This is a genomic window from Paracoccus alcaliphilus, assembly GCF_028553725.1.
In the GTDB taxonomy this organism is placed as follows: Bacteria; Pseudomonadota; Alphaproteobacteria; order Rhodobacterales; family Rhodobacteraceae; genus Paracoccus; species Paracoccus alcaliphilus.
The window spans coordinates 1,206,332-1,224,845 of the sequence record NZ_CP067124.1; the positions used below are offsets into that span (position 1 = coordinate 1,206,332).

Genomic DNA, 18,514 nt, shown 5'->3' on the forward strand with positions numbered 1-18,514 from the left:
AACAGGCGATGAACGAACGCTGCACATGGTGCGGAAGCGACCCGCTTTATGTCGCCTATCACGACGATGAATGGGGTGTGCCGGAATACGATGCGCGCGCATTGTGGGAAAAGCTGGTGCTGGACGGGTTTCAGGCGGGGCTCAGCTGGATCACGATCCTGCGCAAACGCGACGCATTCCGCGAGGAATTCGAGGGGTTTGACCCCCAGCGCGTCGCGTCATGGGATGCTGCGCGGATCGAGCGCGCCCTGCAAAACCCCGGCATCATCCGCCATCGCGGCAAGATCGAATCGACCGTGCGCGGCGCGCAGCGGTTCCTTGAGATCGAGGGGCAGGAGGGGTTCGCGCCCTGGCTGTGGTCCTTTGTCGGCGGCCAGCCGATCCAGAATGATTTTGCCAGCATGGCCGAGGTGCCCGCCGCCACCCCCGAATCGACCGCCATGTCGAAGGCGCTGAAGAAACGCGGCTTCAATTTCTGCGGGCCGGTGATCACCTATGCCTTCATGCAGGCCACCGGGATGGTCAACGACCATGTCACCACCTGCCCGCAACATGCCGGGGTCAAGGCGCTGACAGTTGGCGGATAAGCTCTTTCGCCGGGTCCGAGGCCCAGTCGTCATCGCCCATCAGTCGCGCGATCTCGTTGCCGTCACGGTCGATCAGCACGCTGACCGGCAGCCCGACCACGCCCATTTCGCGGGCCAGTTGCTGGCGCGGGTCCAGCAGGATCGGCAGGCTGGTCACGCCGACCTCGTCAAAGAAATCGTGGATCTTGGGCACCGCATTGCGTCCCGTCGCGATGGTGACGACCTGAAAATCGTCGCCGCCCAGCTCGGTCTGCAATTCATCCAGCGCGGGCATTTCCTCGCGGCAGGGCGCGCACCATGTCGCCCAGAAGTTCAGCAGCACGATCTGGCCCTGATAATCGGCCAGCGAATGCGTTCCGCCATCAGGATCGGTGAATTCGGTGGTGCCGACCGGCGCCGGATCCGAGGACTGCACCAGCTTGGGCAGACCGGCCTTTGCGGCATCCCAGTCCACGTCCGCAGCCGAGGCGGCATTTGCACCTAAAACCAGTGCCGTATAAAGCAGGACAGAACGCAGCATGTGACCTCCGAAGGACAAGATATGACCGACCGGCCCCAGACCAAGGACGCCGCCAACAGCATGTGGGGCGGGCGCTTCGCCGCAGGGCCCGACGCCATCATGGAGGCGATCAACGCCTCGATCGGCTTCGACAAGCGGCTTTACGCTCAGGATATCCGGGGCAGCCGGGCCCATGCCGCCATGCTGGCCGCACAAGGCATCATCAGCGATAGCGATGCAAGCGCCATCGGGGAAGGGCTTCTCACGGTCTTGTCAGAGATCGAGGCGGGCGATTTCCCCTTCCGGGCCGCGCTGGAAGACATCCACATGAATGTCGAGGCGCGGCTGAAAGAGATCATCGGCGAACCCGCCGGGCGCCTGCATACGGGGCGTTCGCGCAACGATCAGGTGGCGACGGATTTCCGGCTTTGGGTGCGTGATCAATGCGACGCGGCCATCGGCGGGCTGGGGGCGCTGATCCGCGCCGCTTTGTCGCAGGCCGAGGCCGGGGCCGATTGGGTCATGCCGGGCTTTACCCATCTGCAAACCGCGCAGCCGGTGACATGGGGCCATCACATGATGGCCTATGTCGAGATGTTCGGCCGCGACCTGTCGCGCTTTCAGGATGCGCGCCGCCGGATGAACGAATCGCCCCTTGGCGCGGCGGCGCTGGCCGGGACCGGCTATCACATCGACCGGGATGCGACGGCGAAGGCGCTGGATTTCGACCGGCCCATGGCCAACAGCCTCGATGCCGTCAGCGACCGCGATTTCGCGCTGGAATTCCTGTCGGCAGCCTCGATCTGCGCGGTGCATCTGTCGCGGCTGGCGGAAGAGCTGGTGATCTGGTCATCCGCCCAGTTCCGTTTCGTGTCGATGTCGGACAAATGGTCCACCGGGTCGTCGATCATGCCGCAGAAGCGCAACCCGGATGCGGCGGAACTGATCCGCGCCAAGATCGGGCGCATCCTTGGGGCGACGGTGGCGCTGTTCACGGTGATGAAGGGCCTGCCACTGGCCTATTCCAAGGACATGCAAGAGGACAAGGAACAGGTCTTCGACGCCGCCGACAACCTGCTGCTGGCGCTGGCCGCGATGGCGGGGATGCTGTCGGACCTGAGCGCGAACCGTGACAAGCTGGAGGCTGCGGCCTCGGCCGGCTTTTCCACCGCGACCGATCTGGCCGACTGGCTGGTGCGAGAGGCCGGGCTGCCCTTCCGCGATGCCCATCACGTCACCGGCACGCTGGTAGCAGCGGCCGAGGCGCAGGGCGTTGATCTGCCCGATCTGACGCTGGACGAGATGCAGGCGGTCAATCCCGCGATCACCGGGGATGTGTTCAGCGTGCTGGGTGTTCACAACTCGGTCGCGTCGCGGCAAAGCTATGGCGGAACGGCACCGGATCAGGTGCGCGCGCAGATCGCGCGGTGGAAAGAGCGGCTGGAAAAGGAAGAACTGGCATGAGAAACGTCGTCATCATCGCTGGCGTCATCGTGGTGCTGCTGCTGGTCCTGTCCGGCTGCGGCGTCGATGGCCCACCGCAGCGGCCCAGTGCGGCCGCGACAACGTCGAACCCGAATGTCTCGATCTCGGGTCATGCGACCGTCGGTGTGATCACGGAGCTGTAGGTGGATCATTTCAACTATCACGGTGGCGAGCTTCATGCCGAGGATGTGCCGCTGGCGCGGATCGCGGCCGAGGTCGGCACCCCGGTCTATGTCTATTCCGCCGCCACGCTGACGCGGCATTTCGGGCTGTTCCGGCAGGCGCTGGACTGGACCGATCATCTGGTCTGCTTTGCGGTGAAGTCCAATTCGAATCTGGCGGTGCTGAAGCTGCTGGGCGACCTGGGCGCGGGGATGGATGTCGTTTCTGGCGGGGAATATCTGCGCGCGAAGGCGGCGGGCGTGCCGGGCGACAAGATCGTGTTTTCCGGCGTCGGCAAGACCCTGGCCGAGATGCGGCTGGCCATCGAGGGCGGCATCCGCCAGTTCAATATCGAGAGCGAGCCCGAGATGCGGGCGCTGTCGGAACTGGCCGCCAGCATGGGCGCCGCGGTGCCGGTGGCGATCCGGGTGAACCCAGATGTGGATGCGAAAACGCATGAGAAGATCGCGACCGGCAAGTCGGAAAACAAGTTCGGCATCCCGATTGCCAAGGCGCGTCAGGTCTATGCCGAGGCCGCGTCGCTGCCGGGGCTGCGTGTCGTCGGCGTCGATGTGCATATCGGCAGCCAACTGACCGATCTGGAGCCTTACCGCGCCGCCTATGACAAGGTGGCCGAACTGACCCGCGCGCTGCGGGCCGACGGGCATGTGATCTCGCGCCTCGATCTGGGCGGGGGGCTGGGCATTCCCTATCGGCGTGACAACAACGCACCGCCCTTGCCCATCGAATACGGTCAGGTGATCCGCGAGACGGTGGGCGATCTGGGCTGCGAGATCGAGATCGAGCCGGGCCGCAATATCACCGGCAATGCCGGGGTGTTGCTGGCCTCGGTGATCTGGCTGAAAGAGGGCGAGGGCCGCGATTTCCTGATCGTCGACGCGGCGATGAACGACCTGCTGCGTCCGGCTATCTATGGCGCCCATCACGATATTGTCCCGGTAATCGAAGCCGCACCGGGTGCGGCGGTGCAGCCCTTCGACGTGGTCGGTCCGGTCTGCGAATCGGGGGATACGTTCCAGAAGGGCGCGGAACTGCCGCTGCTGGCGGCGGGAGATCTGGTCGCCTTCCGCTCGGCCGGGGCTTATGGCGCGGTGATGGCGTCGGAGTACAACTCGCGGCCGCTGGTGCCCGAGGTTCTGGTCAGCGGCGATCAATTCGCCGTCATCAGGGCAAGGCCGACATTTGAGGAAATGCTGGCGCGGGATAGCATCCCGGCATGGCTTTGACGCGACACCAGTCGGAGACGTCCGAGCCGGGGGCTGTCTGCCCCCGGACCCCCGAGGATATTTTCGCACCAAAGATGGGGCCGGTTTCGCGTGCCCTGCGGCTGACGCTGTGGGGGATGCGCTGGGAGGCGGCGGCGCGGGCCTTTTGGGTGCTGGCGGCGCTGCTGGGCTTTGTCTTTGCCGCGTTGGCGCTGGGGATCGTCGCGGCTGTGCCGGATGCGGTTCTGCCCTGGCTGGCGGGGGCGGTTCTGCTGGCGCTGGTGGTGGCCGCTGTCCGCGGCGGGCTGCGTTATCGCCCGGCATTGGCGGATGCGGCGATGGAGCGGGTGGACCGGACCCTGCCGGGGCGGCCGCTGACGGCGCTGGTGGATCAGGCCGCGATCGGTGGCGAGGGTGCGTTGTGGCAGGCGCATCTGGCGCAGATGCGGGCGCGGGCCGGGGCGGCGCGTCCGGTGGCGCCCGATGCGGAACTGAGCCGGCGCGATCCCTTTGCGCTGCGGCTGGTGGCGCTGGTGGCGCTGGTCATGGCGCTGATTTTTGGTGGGGCCGGGCAGATGGGGCAGGGCGTTTCGGCGATTGCCGCCACCTTCAACCGGATGCCGGAAATGATGACCGAACGTCCTGCCGGGCCGGGATGGGAGGGCTGGGCCGAGCCGCCCGCCTATACCGGTCGTCCGACGATTTACATGAATGCCTTGCCCGAGGGGCAGGTTCTGGAACTGCCCAAGGGCAGCACCGTCAGCTTCCGGCTGTATGGCAGCGGCAGCGAGGTCGTTCAGGATATCGGTCCGTCCGAGGGGGGGGATGCCGATGCGCCGGGTTTTCGGGCCGAGCAATCCGGGACGATCGAGATTGCGGGCCGCAGGTTCGATGTCACCGTTTTGCCCGACGCGCCGCCGGTGATCCGGGCGGGGGCGGCGCCGGTGCGGCGGGCCGATGGCCGCATGGTGCAGGAATTCGAGGCCACGGACGATCATGGCGTCCTGTCCGGCCATGCGATGATCGCGTTGAATTTGGAGGCGGTCGATCGCCGTCATGGGCTGGCCACCGATCCTGAACCGCGCGAGCCGGTCGAGCTGGCGCTGCCGATGCCGCGCGGGGACCGGCGCGAATTGCGCGGGCAGTTGGTCGAGGATCTGGCCCGGCACCCCTGGGCGAACCTGCCCGTCACCGTCAGCCTGCACGCGCTGGACGGGATCGAACAGGCCGGGCAGTCGCAACCGATGCAGGTGATCCTGCCGGGGCGGCGGTTCTTTGACCCGCTGGCGGCCTCGTTGATCGAGATGCGGCGCGATCTGTTGTGGTCGCGCGGCAATGCGGGCCGCAGCGCCGAGATCCTGCGCGCCCTGACATGGCAGCCCGACGGTTTCGTCGATGATGCGCTGTATCGCGAATTGCGCGGCGCGGTCTCGGTGCTGGAGCAGGACGGGCCGCTGTCCGATGATGCGCGTGACCGGCTGGCCGAGGCCCTGTGGCAGGCGGCGGTCATGCTGGAGGATGGCGGGTTGTCGGACGCGCTGGAACGGATGCGGCAGGCTCAGCAACGGCTGTCCGAGGCGATCCGTCAGGGCGCCAATCCCGATGAGATCCAGCGGTTGATGGATGAGTTGAAAGAGGCGACCGACGCCTATACCGACATGCTGGCCGAGCAGGGAGAGCAGGACCCCTCGGAACGCTTTACCCGCAATCAGCAGGGGCAGCAGATCACCGGCGACCAGATCCAGCAGATGATGGATGAGATCCAACGGCTGATGAATGAGGGCCGCATGGCCGAAGCCCAGCAATTGCTGGAGCAGTTCAACCGCATGATGGAGAATTTGCAGGTCCGTCAGGGTGAGGGAGAGGGTGGCGAAAGCGGCCCCGGCGGGCAGTCGATGAACCGGCTGGCCGATACCCTGCGCGAACAGCAGCGTCTGTCGGATGAGGCCTTCCGCGAATTGCAGGAGCAGTTCGGCCGCGGGCAGCCCGAATCCGGCGAGGGCGGTGAGGACGGCGAAGAGGGCGATCTGGCCGGGCGTCAGCGCGACCTGCGCGAGGAACTGGGCCAGCAGCGCGGTTTGCTGCCGGGGCAGGGGTCCGAGGGTGGCGACGAGGCCGGGCGGCGGCTGGACGAGGCCGGGCGCGCGATGGAGGAAGCCGAGGAGGCGCTGCGCCGTGGCGATATGGGCGGTGCGTTGCAGCGGCAGGCCGATGCGATCCAGTCCATGCGCGAAGGGATGCGTGCCCTTGGCGATATGCTGTCCGAAGACCAGCGCAGGCAGGCCGATGACGGCCAGCAGCAGGGTGACGGGCAGCAGGGGCAGGAACAGTCCGAACAGCAGGGCGAGGGTCGCCGTGCCGGGCGCGACGGCATGCCCTATAACGGGCGGCCTGTCCTCGACCCGCTGGGGCGCGAGCAGGGCGGTAATGGAAATGTGATCGGCGGCGGCGATCCGCTGGCCGAGGGTGCCGATCCGGCGCAGCGGGCGCGCGATCTGCTGGACGAGATCCGCAGGCGCACCGCCGAACGCGACCGTCCGGCGGATGAGCGCGGCTATCTGGATCGCCTGCTGGAACGGTTCTGAGGCCTATTCGCCGCCGAACAGCGAGGCGCGCAGCCGGGCGCGGGTGTCGTCGATGCTGGTGCGGGCCTCGATCAGCCGTTCCCCCAGCGGGCCCGCATCGCCAAGCGAGGGCGCCAGCAGATAGAAGGACAGAAACAGCGCCGCGATCATCGCCGCCAGACCGAAGCCGGTGCGATAGGGCCGGGGGTCCGGCATCGTGGCGGGCTCCGCAACAAGCACCGGGGCCAGCGGCAGCGGTTTTTCGGGGGCCTCGGGCCGTGTTTCGGGTTTCGGCGCGGGCGGTTGGGGTTGCGTTTGCGCCGACGGGCCGGGCCAGCGCAGCGTCGTCGCGGGCCAGTCGGCATCGGCGGCGTCGGTTGCGGGGGGCTGGTCCGCTGTATCTTCGGTGGTTTCGGCGGCGCGGGCGCGGCGCTCGAATTCCAGTTCGTCGCGCAGGATGGCCAGCACATTGGCGGGCAGCGGGCGGCTGAGCCGCGGCTCGCCCGTCGGTTCGTCATCCTCCGCCTCGGCAGGATCGTCGCCGATGGTCGAACTTTGCGACAGGCTCAGCGGCTTCAGTTGCGGACGCGCCATCCAGCTGTGGCCGCAAGAGGTGCATTCGACCTCGCGCCCGCCGGGGGGAATCGCATCGCCGGGCAGCTGGTATTGCACCCCGCAGGATTCGCATGTCAGCCTGATTTCGTCCATTGCGACCCTCGCATTCGCTGTCATGCTGTTCTATCAAGCCGAAGGTCGGCTTCCAAGCCGCGCAAGGCAAGAGTGACGGGGGTGCCGCTTGATCGAGATGAGGGATGTCGGCTTCGGCTATCATGCGGGCGAGCAGCTGCTGTCAGGCATGACGCTGGACCTGCAACCGGGCATGTTCCATTTCCTGACCGGGCCTTCGGGCGCGGGCAAGACCACCTTTCTGCGGCTGTGCTATGCCGAGTTGCTGCCAAGTGCCGGGCAGATGACCGCCTTCGGGCAGGACATCCACGGCCTGTCGCGCGACGGCATTGCCGATCTGCGCCGCCGGGTGGGGGTGGTGCATCAGGATACACAATTTCTTGATCACCTGCCGGTTGCCGAGAATGTCGCCCTGCCGCTGAGCATCGCGGGAGAGAATGTGGACATGCAGGCGCTGCGCGATCTGCTGGGCTGGGTGCAACTCAGCCAGCATGCCCGCGCGATGCCGCCGCAACTGTCGGGGGGCGAACGCCAGCGCGCGGCGCTGGCCCGGGCGGTGATCCTGTCACCCGATATCGTGCTGGCGGATGAACCCACGGGCAATCTGGACTGGGACATGTCGATGCGGCTGATGCAGCTGCTGATCGAGCTGAACAAGTCCGGCAAGACCATTCTGGTCGCCACCCATGACCTGAACCTGATCCGCGCGACCAAGGCGCAGGTGGCGGCGCGGGTGTTGCGCATCGCGGGCGGCACCCTGCATCTGGCGGGGGCGGATCTGTGATGCTGAAAATGAAGAAACGACCAGATTTCAAGGCGCTGAAGCTGAAGGCTCTGGGGCAGGGGCTGCTGCGGGGCGATGGCGGGGCGGGCGACCGGATCGTGCCGCCGACCGGCTTTACCGCGCAGCTGACGCTGTTTTCCGCCGCCGCGATGGCCTTTCTGGCGGTCTTTGCGCTGGCCTTGGCGCTGGCGACGGGGCGGCTGGCTGACCGCTGGTCGTCGGAACTGGCGCAATCGGTCACCGTCCGGGTCAGCGCCGATGCCGCCGATCAGGAAACCCGCACCCAGTCGGTGATCCAGCTGTTGCAGACCACGCCGGGACTGGGCCAGCCCCGCCTGCTGCCCGATGATGAGGTGGCGACCCTGCTGGCGCCGTGGTTCGGCCCCGATATTCCCGTTGATGCGCTGCCGGTTCCCGACCTGATCGAGCTGCCGATCACCGGGCGCGATTTCGACGCCCAGGGCCTGCGCCTGCGGTTGGAAGCCGAGGCGCCCGGCACCGTGCTGGACGATCACACCGAATGGCGCCGCCCGCTGGTCTCGGCGGCGCAGCGGCTGCGGGTGATGGGGATATTCTCGCTGGTGCTGATCGGGGCAGCCTCGGCGGCGATGATCACGCTGGCGGCCAAGGCGGCACTGGCGGCCAATCTGCAGGTGATCCGGGTGCTGCGCCTGATCGGGGCGCGCGACATCACCATCGCCACCGCCTTCGTGCGCCGCTTTACCCATCGCGCCGCGATCGGGGCGGCTGGCGGCACGCTGGCGGGCATGGCCGCCGTCGCGGCGCTGCCGGGGGCGAATGCGTCGGGCGGCTTTCTGACCGGCCTTGGCTTTCAGGGCTGGGGCTGGCTGATCCCGCTGCTGATCCCGGTCGTCGCGGCGGCTGTCGGCTTTTTCGCGACCCGTTGGGCGGCGCTGAAGATGCTGGAATCGGTGCGATGAGCAGGCGCGGGGACAGCCCGCGGCCGGGCCCTCTGACGCCGTGGCAATATGTCCAGAACGGGCTGTTCTATCTGCATGTCGCGCTGGCGACGCTGATCATGGGGCTGGTCGGCATCCCGCTGGTCATGTCGGGCGGTCGCGCGGGCGCGAACCGGGTGGCGACGCGCTGGATCGGCTATGTCCTGTGGGCCGCGCGCCTGCATATGAGGGTCAGCTGCGAGGTGCGCGGCGTGCTGCCGGCGGGCGACTGTATCGTTGCGGCCAAGCATCAGTGCTTTCTGGACATCCTTACGCTGGCCTATGCCCTGCCGCGCCGCAATTTCATCATGAAACGAGAGGTGATGCGCGTCCCGGTCATGGGCTGGTATGCGTGGAAAGTTGGCTGTATCCCCATCGACCGTTCGCGCGGGCGCGATGCGATGCGCGCGATCAACGGCCAGATCCGCGAGCGGATGGCGGGCGACGGGCTGGGCCAGCTGATCATCTATCCCGAGGGCACGCGCACCCGTCCGGGGGAACGGCGCGCCTACAAGCACGGGGTCGGCTCCATCCGCGAGGCGACCGGCCTGCCGGTGGTGCCGGTGGCGGTCAATACCGGCCTGTTCTGGCCGCGCAGTGGCTGGGGCATCCGGCCCGGTCGCGCCGTGATCGAGTTCCTGCCGGTCATTGCCGCCGAAAGCACCGAGGAATTCATGTCCCGGCTGGAAGAACGGGTCGAAACCCGGTCCGATCAGTTGATGGAAGAGGCGGGGTATCGTCATGCGCTGGCTGAATGAGGCGGATCTGAAAGGGCTGTACAACGAGGCCGGGGCCACGTCGCTGCGCAAGGTCGCCGACCACCTGACGCCCGAATATCGCCGTTTCATCGAGGCGGCGCGGTTCTGCGCCCTTGCCACTGTCGGCCCCGAAGGCACTGATTGCAGCCCGCGCGGCGATGATGGCCCGGTGGCGCGGGCGCTGGATGCGCGACAACTGGCGATTCCCGACTGGCAGGGCAATGACCGGATCGATTCGATCCGCAACATCCTGCGCGACGGGCGGGTCAGCTTGATGTTTCTGGTGCGCGGGTCGGGAAACGCGATCCGGGTCAATGGCCGGGCGCGGCTGACCGACGACCACGGGTTGCGCGACAGCTTTGCCCGCAAGGGCCATCTGCCGCGCACGGTGATCGTGGTGCAGCTGGACGAGGTCTATTTCCAATGCGCGCGGGCGATTATCCGCTCGGGGCTGTGGGCGGGGCTGGACGACAGCGACGGGTTGCCGACGCCGGGCCAGATCCTTGCCGCCATGACCGAAGGAGAGGTCGGCGGCGCCGAATATGACCGCATCTGGCCCGAACGCGCCGCCCGCAGCATGTGGTAGCCTCAGGCGACCAGCGATTTCGATCCCATTTGCAGGAACTTGCTGCGCCGGTCCGCGATCAGCTGGGCCGGGGTTTTGCCCGACAGATCGGCCAGCATGGCGGTGATTTCCTGACCGACGGCGGCGATGGCGGCCTGAGGGTCACGTTGCGCACCACCCAGAGGTTCGGGGATGATCCGGTCGGTCACGCCCAGCTTTTTCAGGTCCTGCGCGGTCAGGCGTAGCGCCTCGGCGGCTTCGCGCATGCGTTCGGCGTCCTTCCACAGGATCGAGGCGCAACCCTCGGGCGAGATCACCGAATAGATCGAATGTTCCAGCATGGCGATGCGGTTGGCCGTGGCAAAGGCCACCGCGCCGCCCGATCCGCCCTCGCCGATGATGACCGACACCAGCGGCACGCCGATCCCGAGGCATTTCTGGGTGCAGCGGGCGATGGCCTCGCTTTGTCCGCGTTCCTCGGCGCCCTTGCCGGGATAGGCGCCGGGCGTATCGACCAGCGTGATGACCGGCAGGCCGAAGCGGTGCGCCATGTCCATCAGCCGGATCGCCTTGCGATAGCCCTCGGGCCGGGCCATGCCGAAATTGTGGTGGATGCGGGTGCGGGTGTCGTTGCCTTTTTCGTGGCCGATCACCACGCAGGGCGCATCGTTGAAACGCGCCAGCCCGCCCATCACCGCATGATCGTCGCCAAAGGCGCGATCCCCGGCCAGAGGGGTGTATTCGGTGAACAACGCCTCGATATAATCGCGGCAATGCGGCCGGTCAGGATGGCGCGCCACCTGCGTCTTGCGCCACGGATCCAGCGAGCGGTAAAGCTCTTTCAGCAGATCCGAGGCCTTGCGGTCCAGCGCGGCGGCCTCTTTCTCGACGTCGATGGCGCCCTCGCCCTTATGGGCCATGGCGCGAAGTTCCTCGGCCTTGCCCTCGATATCGGCGAGCGGTTTCTCGAAATCCAGATAGACCATGCGCGACTGCTCCGGCGGGTTTGGGTTGGCCCTATATGATCGTCTTGGCGGCGGAATGCAACGCGGCGCAGGACCGGATGCGAAGCATCTATGCAACGCCCCGCGCCGGATGTAAGCAGGAAAAGCATTTCTGATCAGGAGTTAACATTGAACCTGCATGTTCTTTCCCTGCTGCTGGCCGGGGGACTGGTGATAGCGGCTCCGGCCATGTCGCAGGAAATTGATTTCGGTGACGACAGCGGCGAATGGGCGCTGGACGGCGAATGCGACGACAAGCGCTTCGACGGCCCCGGCATGACCGATACGGTGCTGCTGGACGAGGATATCGGCCATGACGCCACCGATTGCCGCAAGGCCTTCAAGGCGGGCAATATCAGCCTGCGCAAGGTGGCCACGGTCGATATCATCCATGACGGTATCAATTTCGGCACCGATGCGGGCGACTGGGCCAATGACAACGAATGCGACGATCCGCGCTTTAACGGTCCCGGCATGACCGGGACCTCGTTGATGGACGAGGATATCCGCCGCGACGCAAGCGACTGCCTGCGCGCCTATCGCGCGGGCGAGATCCGGTTGCGCTGATCCCGCGTCATTGCAGGTCGGCGAAGGCCTCCTGCAACCGGCGGACGGCCTCGATCACCCGCGGGCGGGGGGTGGCCAGGTTGAAGCGCAGCCAGCTGTCGCCGCCCAGCCCGAAGCTGTTGCCGTGATTGGCGGCGATGCGGGCGGTTTTCTCGACCCGCGCGATGAACTCTGCGGGCGTCATGCCGGTGCCGGAAAAATCCACCCATGCCAGATAGGTGGCTTCCAGCGGCATCGAGCGCAGGCCGGGAATGGCGTTGATGCCCTCGTCGAAGATGCGGCGGTTGCCGTCCAGATATTCGACCAGCGCATCCACCCATTCCGCGCCCTCGGGTGAATAGGCGGCGGCGATCATGTCCAGTCCGAACAGGTTCGGAGAGATGCCGCCAGCCATCAGCGTATTGCGGAAACGGGTGCGAAGCGCGGGGTCGGCGATGATCGCATTGCCCAGATGCGCGCCCGCGATGTTGAAGGTCTTGGTCGCGGCGGTCAGGGTGATCAGCCGGTCGGCGATATCGGGGCACAGAGTCGCGATCATCCGGTGACGCGGGCTGTGGGGCATCAGCAGATCGCAATGGATGTCGTCCGAGACGAGGATCAGATCGCGCGCCTTGCAGAAATCCGCCACCTGGCGCAACTCGACCTCGGACCAGACCCGCCCGCCGGGATTGTGGGGCGAACACAGGATCAGCATCTTCTCGCGCCCGGTCAGCACCTTTTCCCAATTGGCCCAGTCCATGCGGTACTGGCCGTCGTGCAGTGCCAGTGGCAGTTCCACCAGCTCGCGCCCGGATGCGCGGATGGTGCGGGCGAAGGCGTGATAGACCGGGCTCATCAGGATGACGCCGTCGCCGGGCGCCGTGCAGCTCTGGATCGCCATCGCCACGCCATTGACCAGCCCGGCGCAGGTCAGGATCCAGTCGGTGTCGATCTGCCAGCCGTGGCGGTTCGCCATCCACCAGCGGATCGCGTCCAGATAGGGCCGGTTCGCGCCGGGATAGCCATAGACCCCCTGCGCCACCACCGATTCCAGCGCCTGGCGCACGCCTGCGGGGGGGCGGAAATCCATGTCGGCCACCCACATGGCCAGCCCGCCATCACCGGGCGAGACGCCATAGGCGGCCTCCATATCGTCCCATTTCGAGCAGGCGGTGCCGGTGCGGTCGATGATCTCGTCGAAATCGGGTCTGGTCATGGTGGTTTCCTGCGAATTGCCGTTCCACCCTGCATAAGCCCGTTATTGCTTATGGTGAAGTCATGTCCTAAATCGCGGGCATGAACCTGCGACCGATCCTGATCCATCCCGATCCCCGCCTGAAAAAGGTGGCCGAGCCCGTGGCCCGCATCACGCCCGAGATCGAGGCGCTGGCGGCCGACATGCTGGCCACGATGTATGACGCGCCCGGCGTCGGTCTGGCCGCGCCGCAGGTCGGTGTGCTGTCGCGGATCTTCGTGATGGACGCGACCCGCGACCCCGAGGCCGAGAAACAGCCGATGGTGCTGATCAACCCCGAGATCGACTGGCTGTCCGAGGCGCAGAACACCTATGACGAGGGTTGCCTGTCGATCCCCGACCAATATGCCGAGGTCACCCGCCCCGCGGAGGTGCGGATGCGCTGGCTGGGGCTGGACGGCAAGACGCATCAGCAGGAATTCGACGGCCTTTGGGCCACCTGCGCCCAGCACGAGCTGGACCACCTGAACGGCATCTTGTTCATCGACCACCTGTCCGCCATCAAGCGGCAGATGATTACCCGCAAGATGGTCAAGCTGAAACGGGAACGCGCCCGTGCCTGACAGCCGAGATGCAGGTCGGACCGGCCCGGATCTGACGCCGTCCCTGTCCGGCGGTGCCGTGCATCCGGTGCTGATCCATCCCGATCCGTGTCTGCGCGAGGTCTGCCAGCCTGCGGGTGCTTTGCCGGGGCCGGAATTGCAGCGGTTGGCGGCCGATCTGCTGGCCAGCATGTATGCCGCCGGTGGGCGTGGGCTGGCGGCGCCGCAAATCGGGGTGATGCGCCGCGCCTTTGTCATGGATGCGGGCTGGAAGCAGGGCAGGCCGCAGCCGTTGGTGGCGCTGGACCCCGAGATCCTGTTCCGCTCGGATCAGACAGAGGTGATGGAGGAACGCTGCCTGTCGATCCCCGATCAGCCCGTCGCGGTCAGCCGCCCGGCAGAGGTCATCCTTGGCTGGTATGATCTGGACGGGCGGCACCAGTCCCGCCGTTTGCTGGGTGACGAGGCCCGCATTGCGCAGCATGAGGCCGACCATCTGGACGGGCGGCTGATCGTGGATTTCCTGCCGTGAGCGTCCGGACCTTCCTGCCCTGGCGCGACCGCCGCCTGCATATGCCGGCCGGGCCGGTCGAGGCCGTGACAGAAACCGTGCGGATGATCTGGGACGACATGATCGAGACGATGGAGGCGATGCCCGGCGTGGGCCTTGCCGCGCCCCAGATCGGCATCATGCTGCGGCTGGCCGTGGTCGATGCCTCGGAGCGGCGCGGGCAGGCGGTGCGGATGGCCAATCCCGAGATCCTGCATGCCAGCATCCAGCTGCGCGAGCATGAGGAGGCCAGTCCGAACCTGCCCGGGGTCTCGGCCATGATCCGGCGTCCGCGTGCGGTGACGGTGCGGTTCGTGAATGATATGGGCGAGGTCGAAGAACGTGATTTCGTCGGGCTGTGGGCGACCAGCGTGCAGCATCAGATCGATCATCTGAACGGCAGAACCTATGCTGATCACCTGACGCCGCTGAAGCGTCGGATGCTGGTCGCGAAATCGGAAAAACTGGCGCGGCGGGGATAGAGCCGGGGCTCTGCCCCGGACCCCGGGATATTTTGACACCAAAGATGGAGGCGGCGATGCGCGTGATTTTCATGGGAACGCCGGAGTTTTCGGTGCCGGCCTTGCGGGCGATTGCTGCGGTGCATGAGGTGGTCGCGGTCTATACCCAGCCGCCGCGTGCGGCCGGGCGGGGGCAGAAGCCGCGCTCGTCTCCGGTGCAGGTGGTTGCCGAGGAACTGGGGTTGCCGGTGTGCTCGCCATTGCGATTGGGCGGTGTGGAGGAGCAGGAGGCGTTTGCGGCGCTGGAGGCGGATGTGGCGGTGGTGGTGGCCTATGGGCTGATCCTGCCGCAGCCGGTGCTGGATGCGCCGCGGCTGGGATGCGTGAACATCCATGCCTCGTTGCTGCCGCGCTGGCGGGGGGCGGCGCCGATCCATCGGGCGGTGATGGCGGGGGATGCCGGAACCGGCGTGGCCATCATGCAGATGGAGGCGGGGCTGGATACCGGGCCGGTTCTGGCCGAGGCGCGGGCGGAGATCGGGGCCGGAGAGACAACGGGCGATCTGCATGATCGGCTTGCGGGGATGGGGGCGGCGCTGATCGTCGATGTGCTGGGGCGGCTGCCCTTGCCTGCACTTGTGCAGGCAGAGGCGGGCGTGACCTATGCAGCGAAGATCGACAAGGCCGAGGCGCGGATTGACTGGAGCCTGCCTGCCGAAGTGGTGGACCGGCAGATCAGGGGGCTGTCGCCGTTTCCGGGTGCCTGGTGCGAGATCGGCGGAGAGCGGGTGAAGCTGCTGCGCAGTAGGCTGGTGGATGGCCGCGGTGCGCCGGGCGAGGTTCTGGGCGGTTTTGTCATCGCCTGTGGCGAGGACGCCATCGAGGTGCTGGAGGCGCAGCGGGCCGGCAGGAAGCCGATGGCGGCGGGTGAGTTGCTGAAGGGCTGGGCGCTGCCGGAGCGTCTGGGCTGAGGCGGGCTTGCCCGCCTTCGCGCCCGGTCGCGGTGGGGCCCAAGCCCCGCCCGGCGGGCGCGAAAACCCTGGTTACAGCGAGCCGTGGCAGTGCTTGAACTTCTTGCCCGAGCCGCAGGGGCAGGCGTCGTTGCGTGACGGGTTGCCCCAGGTGGCGGGGTTTGCCTCGTCAAAGCCCTGAACCAGCGGCGCGGGCTTGTCGGCATCGTCGCTGGACTGGCGTTCGGCGCCATGCTCCATCGTCAGATGTTCCTGGCCGGCCTTTTGCTGTTGGGCCAGTTTCTGCAACATCTCTTCGCGTTCGGCATCGGTCAGCGGGCGGATCTGCGCCAGCCGCTGGGTCACGTTGCCGCGCAGGCTGTCCAGCATGGTTTCGAACAGCTGGAAGCCTTCGGTCTTGTATTCCGACAGCGGATCGCGCTGCGCATAGCCGCGGAAACCCACGACCGAGCGCAGATGTTCCAGCGTCAGCAGGTGTTCGCGCCATTTCTCGTCGATCATCTGCAGCAGCACCTGCTTTTCGATCTGGCGCATGTTCTCTTCGCCGAAGGCGGCGGCCTTGTCGGCCATATAGGTGTCGGTCGATTCGGTGATGCGTTCGATCATCGTCTCCTGATCGACGCCCTCTTCGGCGGCCCATTCATCGACCGGCAGGTTCATGTTCAGCCGGTCGCGCACGGCGGCCTCCATGCCCTCGACATCCCATTGATCCATATAGGATTTGGGCGGCATGAACTCATAGGCCAGATCCTCGATGACCTGATGGCGCATGTCGGCGGCGATTTCGCCGACCTCCTGGCTGTCCATGATTTCCAGACGCTGGCTGAAGACCGCCTTGCGTTGGTCGTTCATCACGTCGTCGAATTTCAGCAATTGCTTGCGGATGTCGAAGTTGCGGCCCTCGACCTTGGCCTGGGCGCGTTCCAGCGATTTGTTGACCCAGGGGTGGATGATCGCCTCGCCCTCTTTCATGCCCAGACCGGACAGCACCTTCTCCAGCCGTTCAGAGCCGAAGATGCGCATCAGGTCGTCATCCAGCGACAGGAAGAACAACGAGCGTCCGGGGTCGCCCTGACGGCCCGAGCGGCCGCGCAACTGGTTGTCGATGCGGCGGCTTTCATGGCGTTCGGTGCCAAGGACGAACAGCCCGCCCGCATCCAGAACGGCCTGCTTGTCGGCGGCATGTTCGGCCTCGATCCGGGCGCGAAGTTCGTCGGGATTGGCGTCGGGGTCGGCCTTCAGGGCCTCCATCACCTTGATTTCGACATTGCCGCCCAACTGGATGTCGGTGCCGCGACCGGCCATGTTGGTGGCGATGGTCACCACGCCGGGCTTGCCGGCATCGGCGACGATCTGCGCCTCGGCCTCGTGCTGGCGGGCGTTGAGGACGTTATGCGGGATGCCGTCCTTCTTCAGCATTTCCGACAGCATCTCGGATTTCTCGATGCTGGTGGTGCCGACGAGGGTGGGCTGGCCCTTGGCGTGGGCTTCCTTGATCGCCTCGATCACGGCGGCGTATTTTTCTTCGGCCGTGCGATAGACGCGATCATGTTCGTCGATCCGGGCGATGCCACGGTTCGTCGGCACCTCGACCACGCCCAGCTTGTAGATCTCGGCGAACTCCTCGGCCTCGGTGGCGGCGGTGCCGGTCATGCCGCCCAGCTTGTCGTACAGGCGGAAATAGTTCTGGAAGGTGACGCTGGCCAGCGTCACGTTCTCGGGCTGGATCTTGACGCCTTCCTTGGCCTCGATCGCCTGATGCAGCCCGTCCGACAGGCGGCGGCCCTTCATCATCCGACCGGTGAATTCGTCTATCAGCACGATTTCGTCATCGCGGACGATGTAATGCTGGTCCTTCTGATACAGCTTATGGGCGCGCAGGCCCTGACTGACGTGATGGACGATGGTGGTCGATTCCGGGTCATAGAGGGTCTGGCCCTCGGGCAGCACGCCATCGGCTTGCAGGCGCTGTTCCAGAAACTCGTTACCCTCTTCGGTGAAGGTGGCGTTGCGGGTCTTTTCGTCGATCTTGAAATGTTCGTCGGACAGCAGCGGAATATATTTGTCCAACGCGATATACAGCTCGCTGCGGTCCTGCGACGGGCCAGAGATGATCAGCGGCGTGCGGGCCTCGTCGATCAGGATGCTGTCCACCTCGTCGACGATGGCGAAGTTATGACCGCGCTGGGTCATTTCCTCGATCGAGCCCTTCATGTTGTCGCGAAGGTAATCGAAGCCCAGCTCGTTGTTGGTGGCATAGGTGATATCGGCGCGATAGGCCTCGCGCTTCTCGGCCTCGGGCTGGAAGGGATAGACGACGCCGGTGGTCATGCCCAGCTGCGAGAACACCTTGCTCATCCATTCCGCGTCGCGTTTCGCCAGATAGTCGTTGACGGTGACGACATGCACGCCCTTGCCCGAAAGCCCGTTCAGATAGGCGGGGAAGGTGGCGACCAGCGTCTTGCCCTCGCCCGTCTTCATCTCGGCGATATTGCCCTGATGCAGGAAGATGCCGCCCATCAGCTGCACGTCGAAGGCCCGCAGGCCAAGCGCGCGGCGGGCGCCTTCGCGGCAATTGGCGAAGGCCTCGGGCAGGATCGCATCAAGGCTTTCCCCCTCGGCGACGCGCTTCTGGAATTCGCGGGTCTTTTCGATCAGGCCTTCGTCGGACAGCGACTTGAACTGATCCTCCAACGCGTTGATCCTTGCGACCTGCGAGCGGACCGATTTCACTTTGCGGTCGTTCGGCGTACCGAAGACCAGTTTCGCCAGATTTCCGATGCCGAGCATAATACCTTCGCAATCACGTTGATGGGAAAGCCTGCCACTTGCGGCCCACTTGCCCGACCCGGCCGCATTGCCGTATCAGGGGCCTGAACGAAAGCGGCGGCGGCGCCTTCCACGGTTGC

The 18,514-nt window shown here is 66.2% G+C and carries 19 protein-coding genes; 14 read left to right on the forward strand and 5 right to left on the reverse strand.

All coding sequences use genetic code 11. From position 1 onward, the window contains the following. Positions 1–8 precede the first annotated feature (8 nt). The gene (locus tag JHW40_RS06195; RefSeq protein WP_090610610.1) at positions 9–587 is read left to right on the forward strand and encodes a DNA-3-methyladenine glycosylase I; all 579 of its coding nucleotides are present in this window, start codon (positions 9–11) and stop codon (positions 585–587) included. Here JHW40_RS06195 and JHW40_RS06200 read toward each other — a convergent pair. Continuing rightward, entirely contained in the window at positions 562–1,107 is a 546-nt protein-coding gene (locus JHW40_RS06200; protein WP_090610611.1) for a TlpA disulfide reductase family protein, read from the reverse strand. The two genes, JHW40_RS06195 and JHW40_RS06200, sit on opposite strands and share 26 nt — an antisense overlap. Before the next feature lie 21 nt (positions 1,108–1,128). Between JHW40_RS06200 and argH the strand changes: the two genes are divergently transcribed. Genes argH through JHW40_RS06220 form a run of 4 tightly spaced genes read left to right on the forward strand, consistent with a single transcriptional unit; the run spans position 1,129 to position 6,544 of the window. Beyond that, entirely contained in the window at positions 1,129–2,550 is a 1,422-nt protein-coding gene (gene argH / locus JHW40_RS06205; RefSeq protein ID WP_090610612.1) for an argininosuccinate lyase, read from the forward strand. Continuing rightward, a complete protein-coding gene (locus tag JHW40_RS06210; RefSeq protein ID WP_170851730.1) occupies positions 2,547–2,714 on the forward strand; it encodes a hypothetical protein in 168 nt (55 codons plus the stop codon). The genes argH and JHW40_RS06210 overlap by 4 nt, the downstream gene beginning before the upstream one ends. Further along, on the forward strand, positions 2,715–3,980 hold the full coding sequence (lysA, locus tag JHW40_RS06215; protein ID WP_090610613.1) for a diaminopimelate decarboxylase: 1,266 nt from the start codon (positions 2,715–2,717) through the stop codon (positions 3,978–3,980). Then, a complete protein-coding gene (locus JHW40_RS06220) occupies positions 3,971–6,544 on the forward strand; it encodes a DUF4175 domain-containing protein (protein WP_244519115.1) in 2,574 nt (857 codons plus the stop codon). The genes lysA and JHW40_RS06220 overlap by 10 nt, the downstream gene beginning before the upstream one ends. 3 nt (positions 6,545–6,547) lie before the next feature. On the opposite strand, the gene JHW40_RS06225 is transcribed toward JHW40_RS06220, so the two are convergent. Beyond that, the gene (locus tag JHW40_RS06225) at positions 6,548–7,231 is read right to left on the reverse strand and encodes a zinc-ribbon domain-containing protein (RefSeq protein WP_170851731.1); all 684 of its coding nucleotides are present in this window, start codon (positions 7,229–7,231) and stop codon (positions 6,548–6,550) included. 88 nt (positions 7,232–7,319) lie between these two features. Here JHW40_RS06225 and JHW40_RS06230 point away from each other — a divergent pair, with 88 nt between their 5' ends. From JHW40_RS06230 to JHW40_RS06245, 4 genes are read left to right on the forward strand one after another with little or no spacing between them, the layout of a single operon-like run. Then, positions 7,320–7,994 (forward strand): cell division ATP-binding protein FtsE, encoded by a 675-nt coding sequence (locus JHW40_RS06230; protein WP_090610615.1) that lies wholly within the window; start codon positions 7,320–7,322, stop codon positions 7,992–7,994. Positions 7,995–8,002: 8 nt separating this feature from the next. After that, entirely contained in the window at positions 8,003–8,935 is a 933-nt protein-coding gene (locus JHW40_RS06235; protein WP_090610758.1) for a cell division protein FtsX, read from the forward strand. Beyond that, complete coding sequence (locus JHW40_RS06240; protein WP_090610616.1) at positions 8,932–9,711, forward strand: lysophospholipid acyltransferase family protein; 780 nt, start codon at positions 8,932–8,934, stop codon at positions 9,709–9,711. Before JHW40_RS06235 ends, JHW40_RS06240 begins: the two co-directional genes overlap by 4 nt. Next, entirely contained in the window at positions 9,695–10,297 is a 603-nt protein-coding gene (locus JHW40_RS06245) for a pyridoxamine 5'-phosphate oxidase family protein (protein ID WP_090610759.1), read from the forward strand. Before JHW40_RS06240 ends, JHW40_RS06245 begins: the two co-directional genes overlap by 17 nt. A 2-nt stretch (positions 10,298–10,299) precedes the next feature. On the opposite strand, the gene JHW40_RS06250 is transcribed toward JHW40_RS06245, so the two are convergent. Then, entirely contained in the window at positions 10,300–11,262 is a 963-nt protein-coding gene (locus JHW40_RS06250) for an acetyl-CoA carboxylase carboxyltransferase subunit alpha (RefSeq protein WP_090610617.1), read from the reverse strand. 147 nt (positions 11,263–11,409) lie between these two features. Here JHW40_RS06250 and JHW40_RS06255 point away from each other — a divergent pair, with 147 nt between their 5' ends. Then, the gene (locus JHW40_RS06255; RefSeq protein ID WP_090610618.1) at positions 11,410–11,847 is read left to right on the forward strand and encodes a hypothetical protein; all 438 of its coding nucleotides are present in this window, start codon (positions 11,410–11,412) and stop codon (positions 11,845–11,847) included. A gap of 7 nt (positions 11,848–11,854) precedes the next feature. Here the strand turns inward: JHW40_RS06255 and JHW40_RS06260 are convergent, their stop codons facing one another. Further along, positions 11,855–13,042 carry a MalY/PatB family protein gene (locus tag JHW40_RS06260; RefSeq protein WP_090610619.1) on the reverse strand — a complete coding sequence of 396 codons (1,188 nt, stop codon included), beginning with the start codon at positions 13,040–13,042 and terminating at the stop codon, positions 11,855–11,857. 80 nt (positions 13,043–13,122) lie between these two features. On the opposite strand from JHW40_RS06260, the gene def (JHW40_RS06265) reads away from it, so the two are divergent. From def (JHW40_RS06265) to fmt, 4 genes are read left to right on the forward strand one after another with little or no spacing between them, the layout of a single operon-like run. Continuing rightward, on the forward strand, positions 13,123–13,644 hold the full coding sequence (gene def / locus JHW40_RS06265) for a peptide deformylase (protein ID WP_090610620.1): 522 nt from the start codon (positions 13,123–13,125) through the stop codon (positions 13,642–13,644). After that, positions 13,637–14,155, forward strand: coding sequence for a peptide deformylase (locus JHW40_RS06270; protein WP_244519116.1), 519 nt, complete (start codon positions 13,637–13,639; stop codon positions 14,153–14,155). The genes def (JHW40_RS06265) and JHW40_RS06270 overlap by 8 nt, the downstream gene beginning before the upstream one ends. Beyond that, complete coding sequence (def, locus tag JHW40_RS06275) at positions 14,152–14,655, forward strand: peptide deformylase (protein WP_090610621.1); 504 nt, start codon at positions 14,152–14,154, stop codon at positions 14,653–14,655. The genes JHW40_RS06270 and def (JHW40_RS06275) overlap by 4 nt, the downstream gene beginning before the upstream one ends. Before the next feature lie 56 nt (positions 14,656–14,711). After that, entirely contained in the window at positions 14,712–15,605 is an 894-nt protein-coding gene (fmt, locus tag JHW40_RS06280; protein WP_090610622.1) for a methionyl-tRNA formyltransferase, read from the forward strand. Positions 15,606–15,677: 72 nt separating this feature from the next. Here the strand turns inward: fmt and secA are convergent, their stop codons facing one another. Then, positions 15,678–18,395, reverse strand: a complete 2,718-nt coding sequence (secA, locus tag JHW40_RS06285) for a preprotein translocase subunit SecA (RefSeq protein WP_090610623.1) — start codon at positions 18,393–18,395, stop codon at positions 15,678–15,680. Positions 18,396–18,514 lie beyond the last annotated feature (119 nt).

What these genes read in the sequence shown, in the direction of transcription:
- JHW40_RS06195 (WP_090610610.1), top strand. Translation starts at nt 9, where the DNA reads ATGAACGAACGCTGCACATGGTGCGGAAGCGACCCGCTTTATGTCGCC.
- JHW40_RS06200 (WP_090610611.1), bottom strand. Translation starts at nt 1,107, where the DNA reads ATGCTGCGTTCTGTCCTGCTTTATACGGCACTGGTTTTAGGTGCAAAT.
- argH (WP_090610612.1), top strand. Translation starts at nt 1,129, where the DNA reads ATGACCGACCGGCCCCAGACCAAGGACGCCGCCAACAGCATGTGGGGC.
- JHW40_RS06210 (WP_170851730.1), top strand. Translation starts at nt 2,547, where the DNA reads ATGAGAAACGTCGTCATCATCGCTGGCGTCATCGTGGTGCTGCTGCTG.
- JHW40_RS06220 (WP_244519115.1), top strand. Translation starts at nt 3,971, where the DNA reads ATGGCTTTGACGCGACACCAGTCGGAGACGTCCGAGCCGGGGGCTGTC.
- JHW40_RS06225 (WP_170851731.1), bottom strand. Translation starts at nt 7,231, where the DNA reads ATGGACGAAATCAGGCTGACATGCGAATCCTGCGGGGTGCAATACCAG.
- JHW40_RS06235 (WP_090610758.1), top strand. Translation starts at nt 8,003, where the DNA reads ATGAAGAAACGACCAGATTTCAAGGCGCTGAAGCTGAAGGCTCTGGGG.
- JHW40_RS06240 (WP_090610616.1), top strand. Translation starts at nt 8,932, where the DNA reads ATGAGCAGGCGCGGGGACAGCCCGCGGCCGGGCCCTCTGACGCCGTGG.
- JHW40_RS06245 (WP_090610759.1), top strand. Translation starts at nt 9,695, where the DNA reads ATGCGCTGGCTGAATGAGGCGGATCTGAAAGGGCTGTACAACGAGGCC.
- JHW40_RS06250 (WP_090610617.1), bottom strand. Translation starts at nt 11,262, where the DNA reads ATGGTCTATCTGGATTTCGAGAAACCGCTCGCCGATATCGAGGGCAAG.
- JHW40_RS06260 (WP_090610619.1), bottom strand. Translation starts at nt 13,042, where the DNA reads ATGACCAGACCCGATTTCGACGAGATCATCGACCGCACCGGCACCGCC.
- def (WP_090610620.1), top strand. Translation starts at nt 13,123, where the DNA reads ATGAACCTGCGACCGATCCTGATCCATCCCGATCCCCGCCTGAAAAAG.
- fmt (WP_090610622.1), top strand. Translation starts at nt 14,712, where the DNA reads ATGCGCGTGATTTTCATGGGAACGCCGGAGTTTTCGGTGCCGGCCTTG.
- secA (WP_090610623.1), bottom strand. Translation starts at nt 18,395, where the DNA reads ATGCTCGGCATCGGAAATCTGGCGAAACTGGTCTTCGGTACGCCGAAC.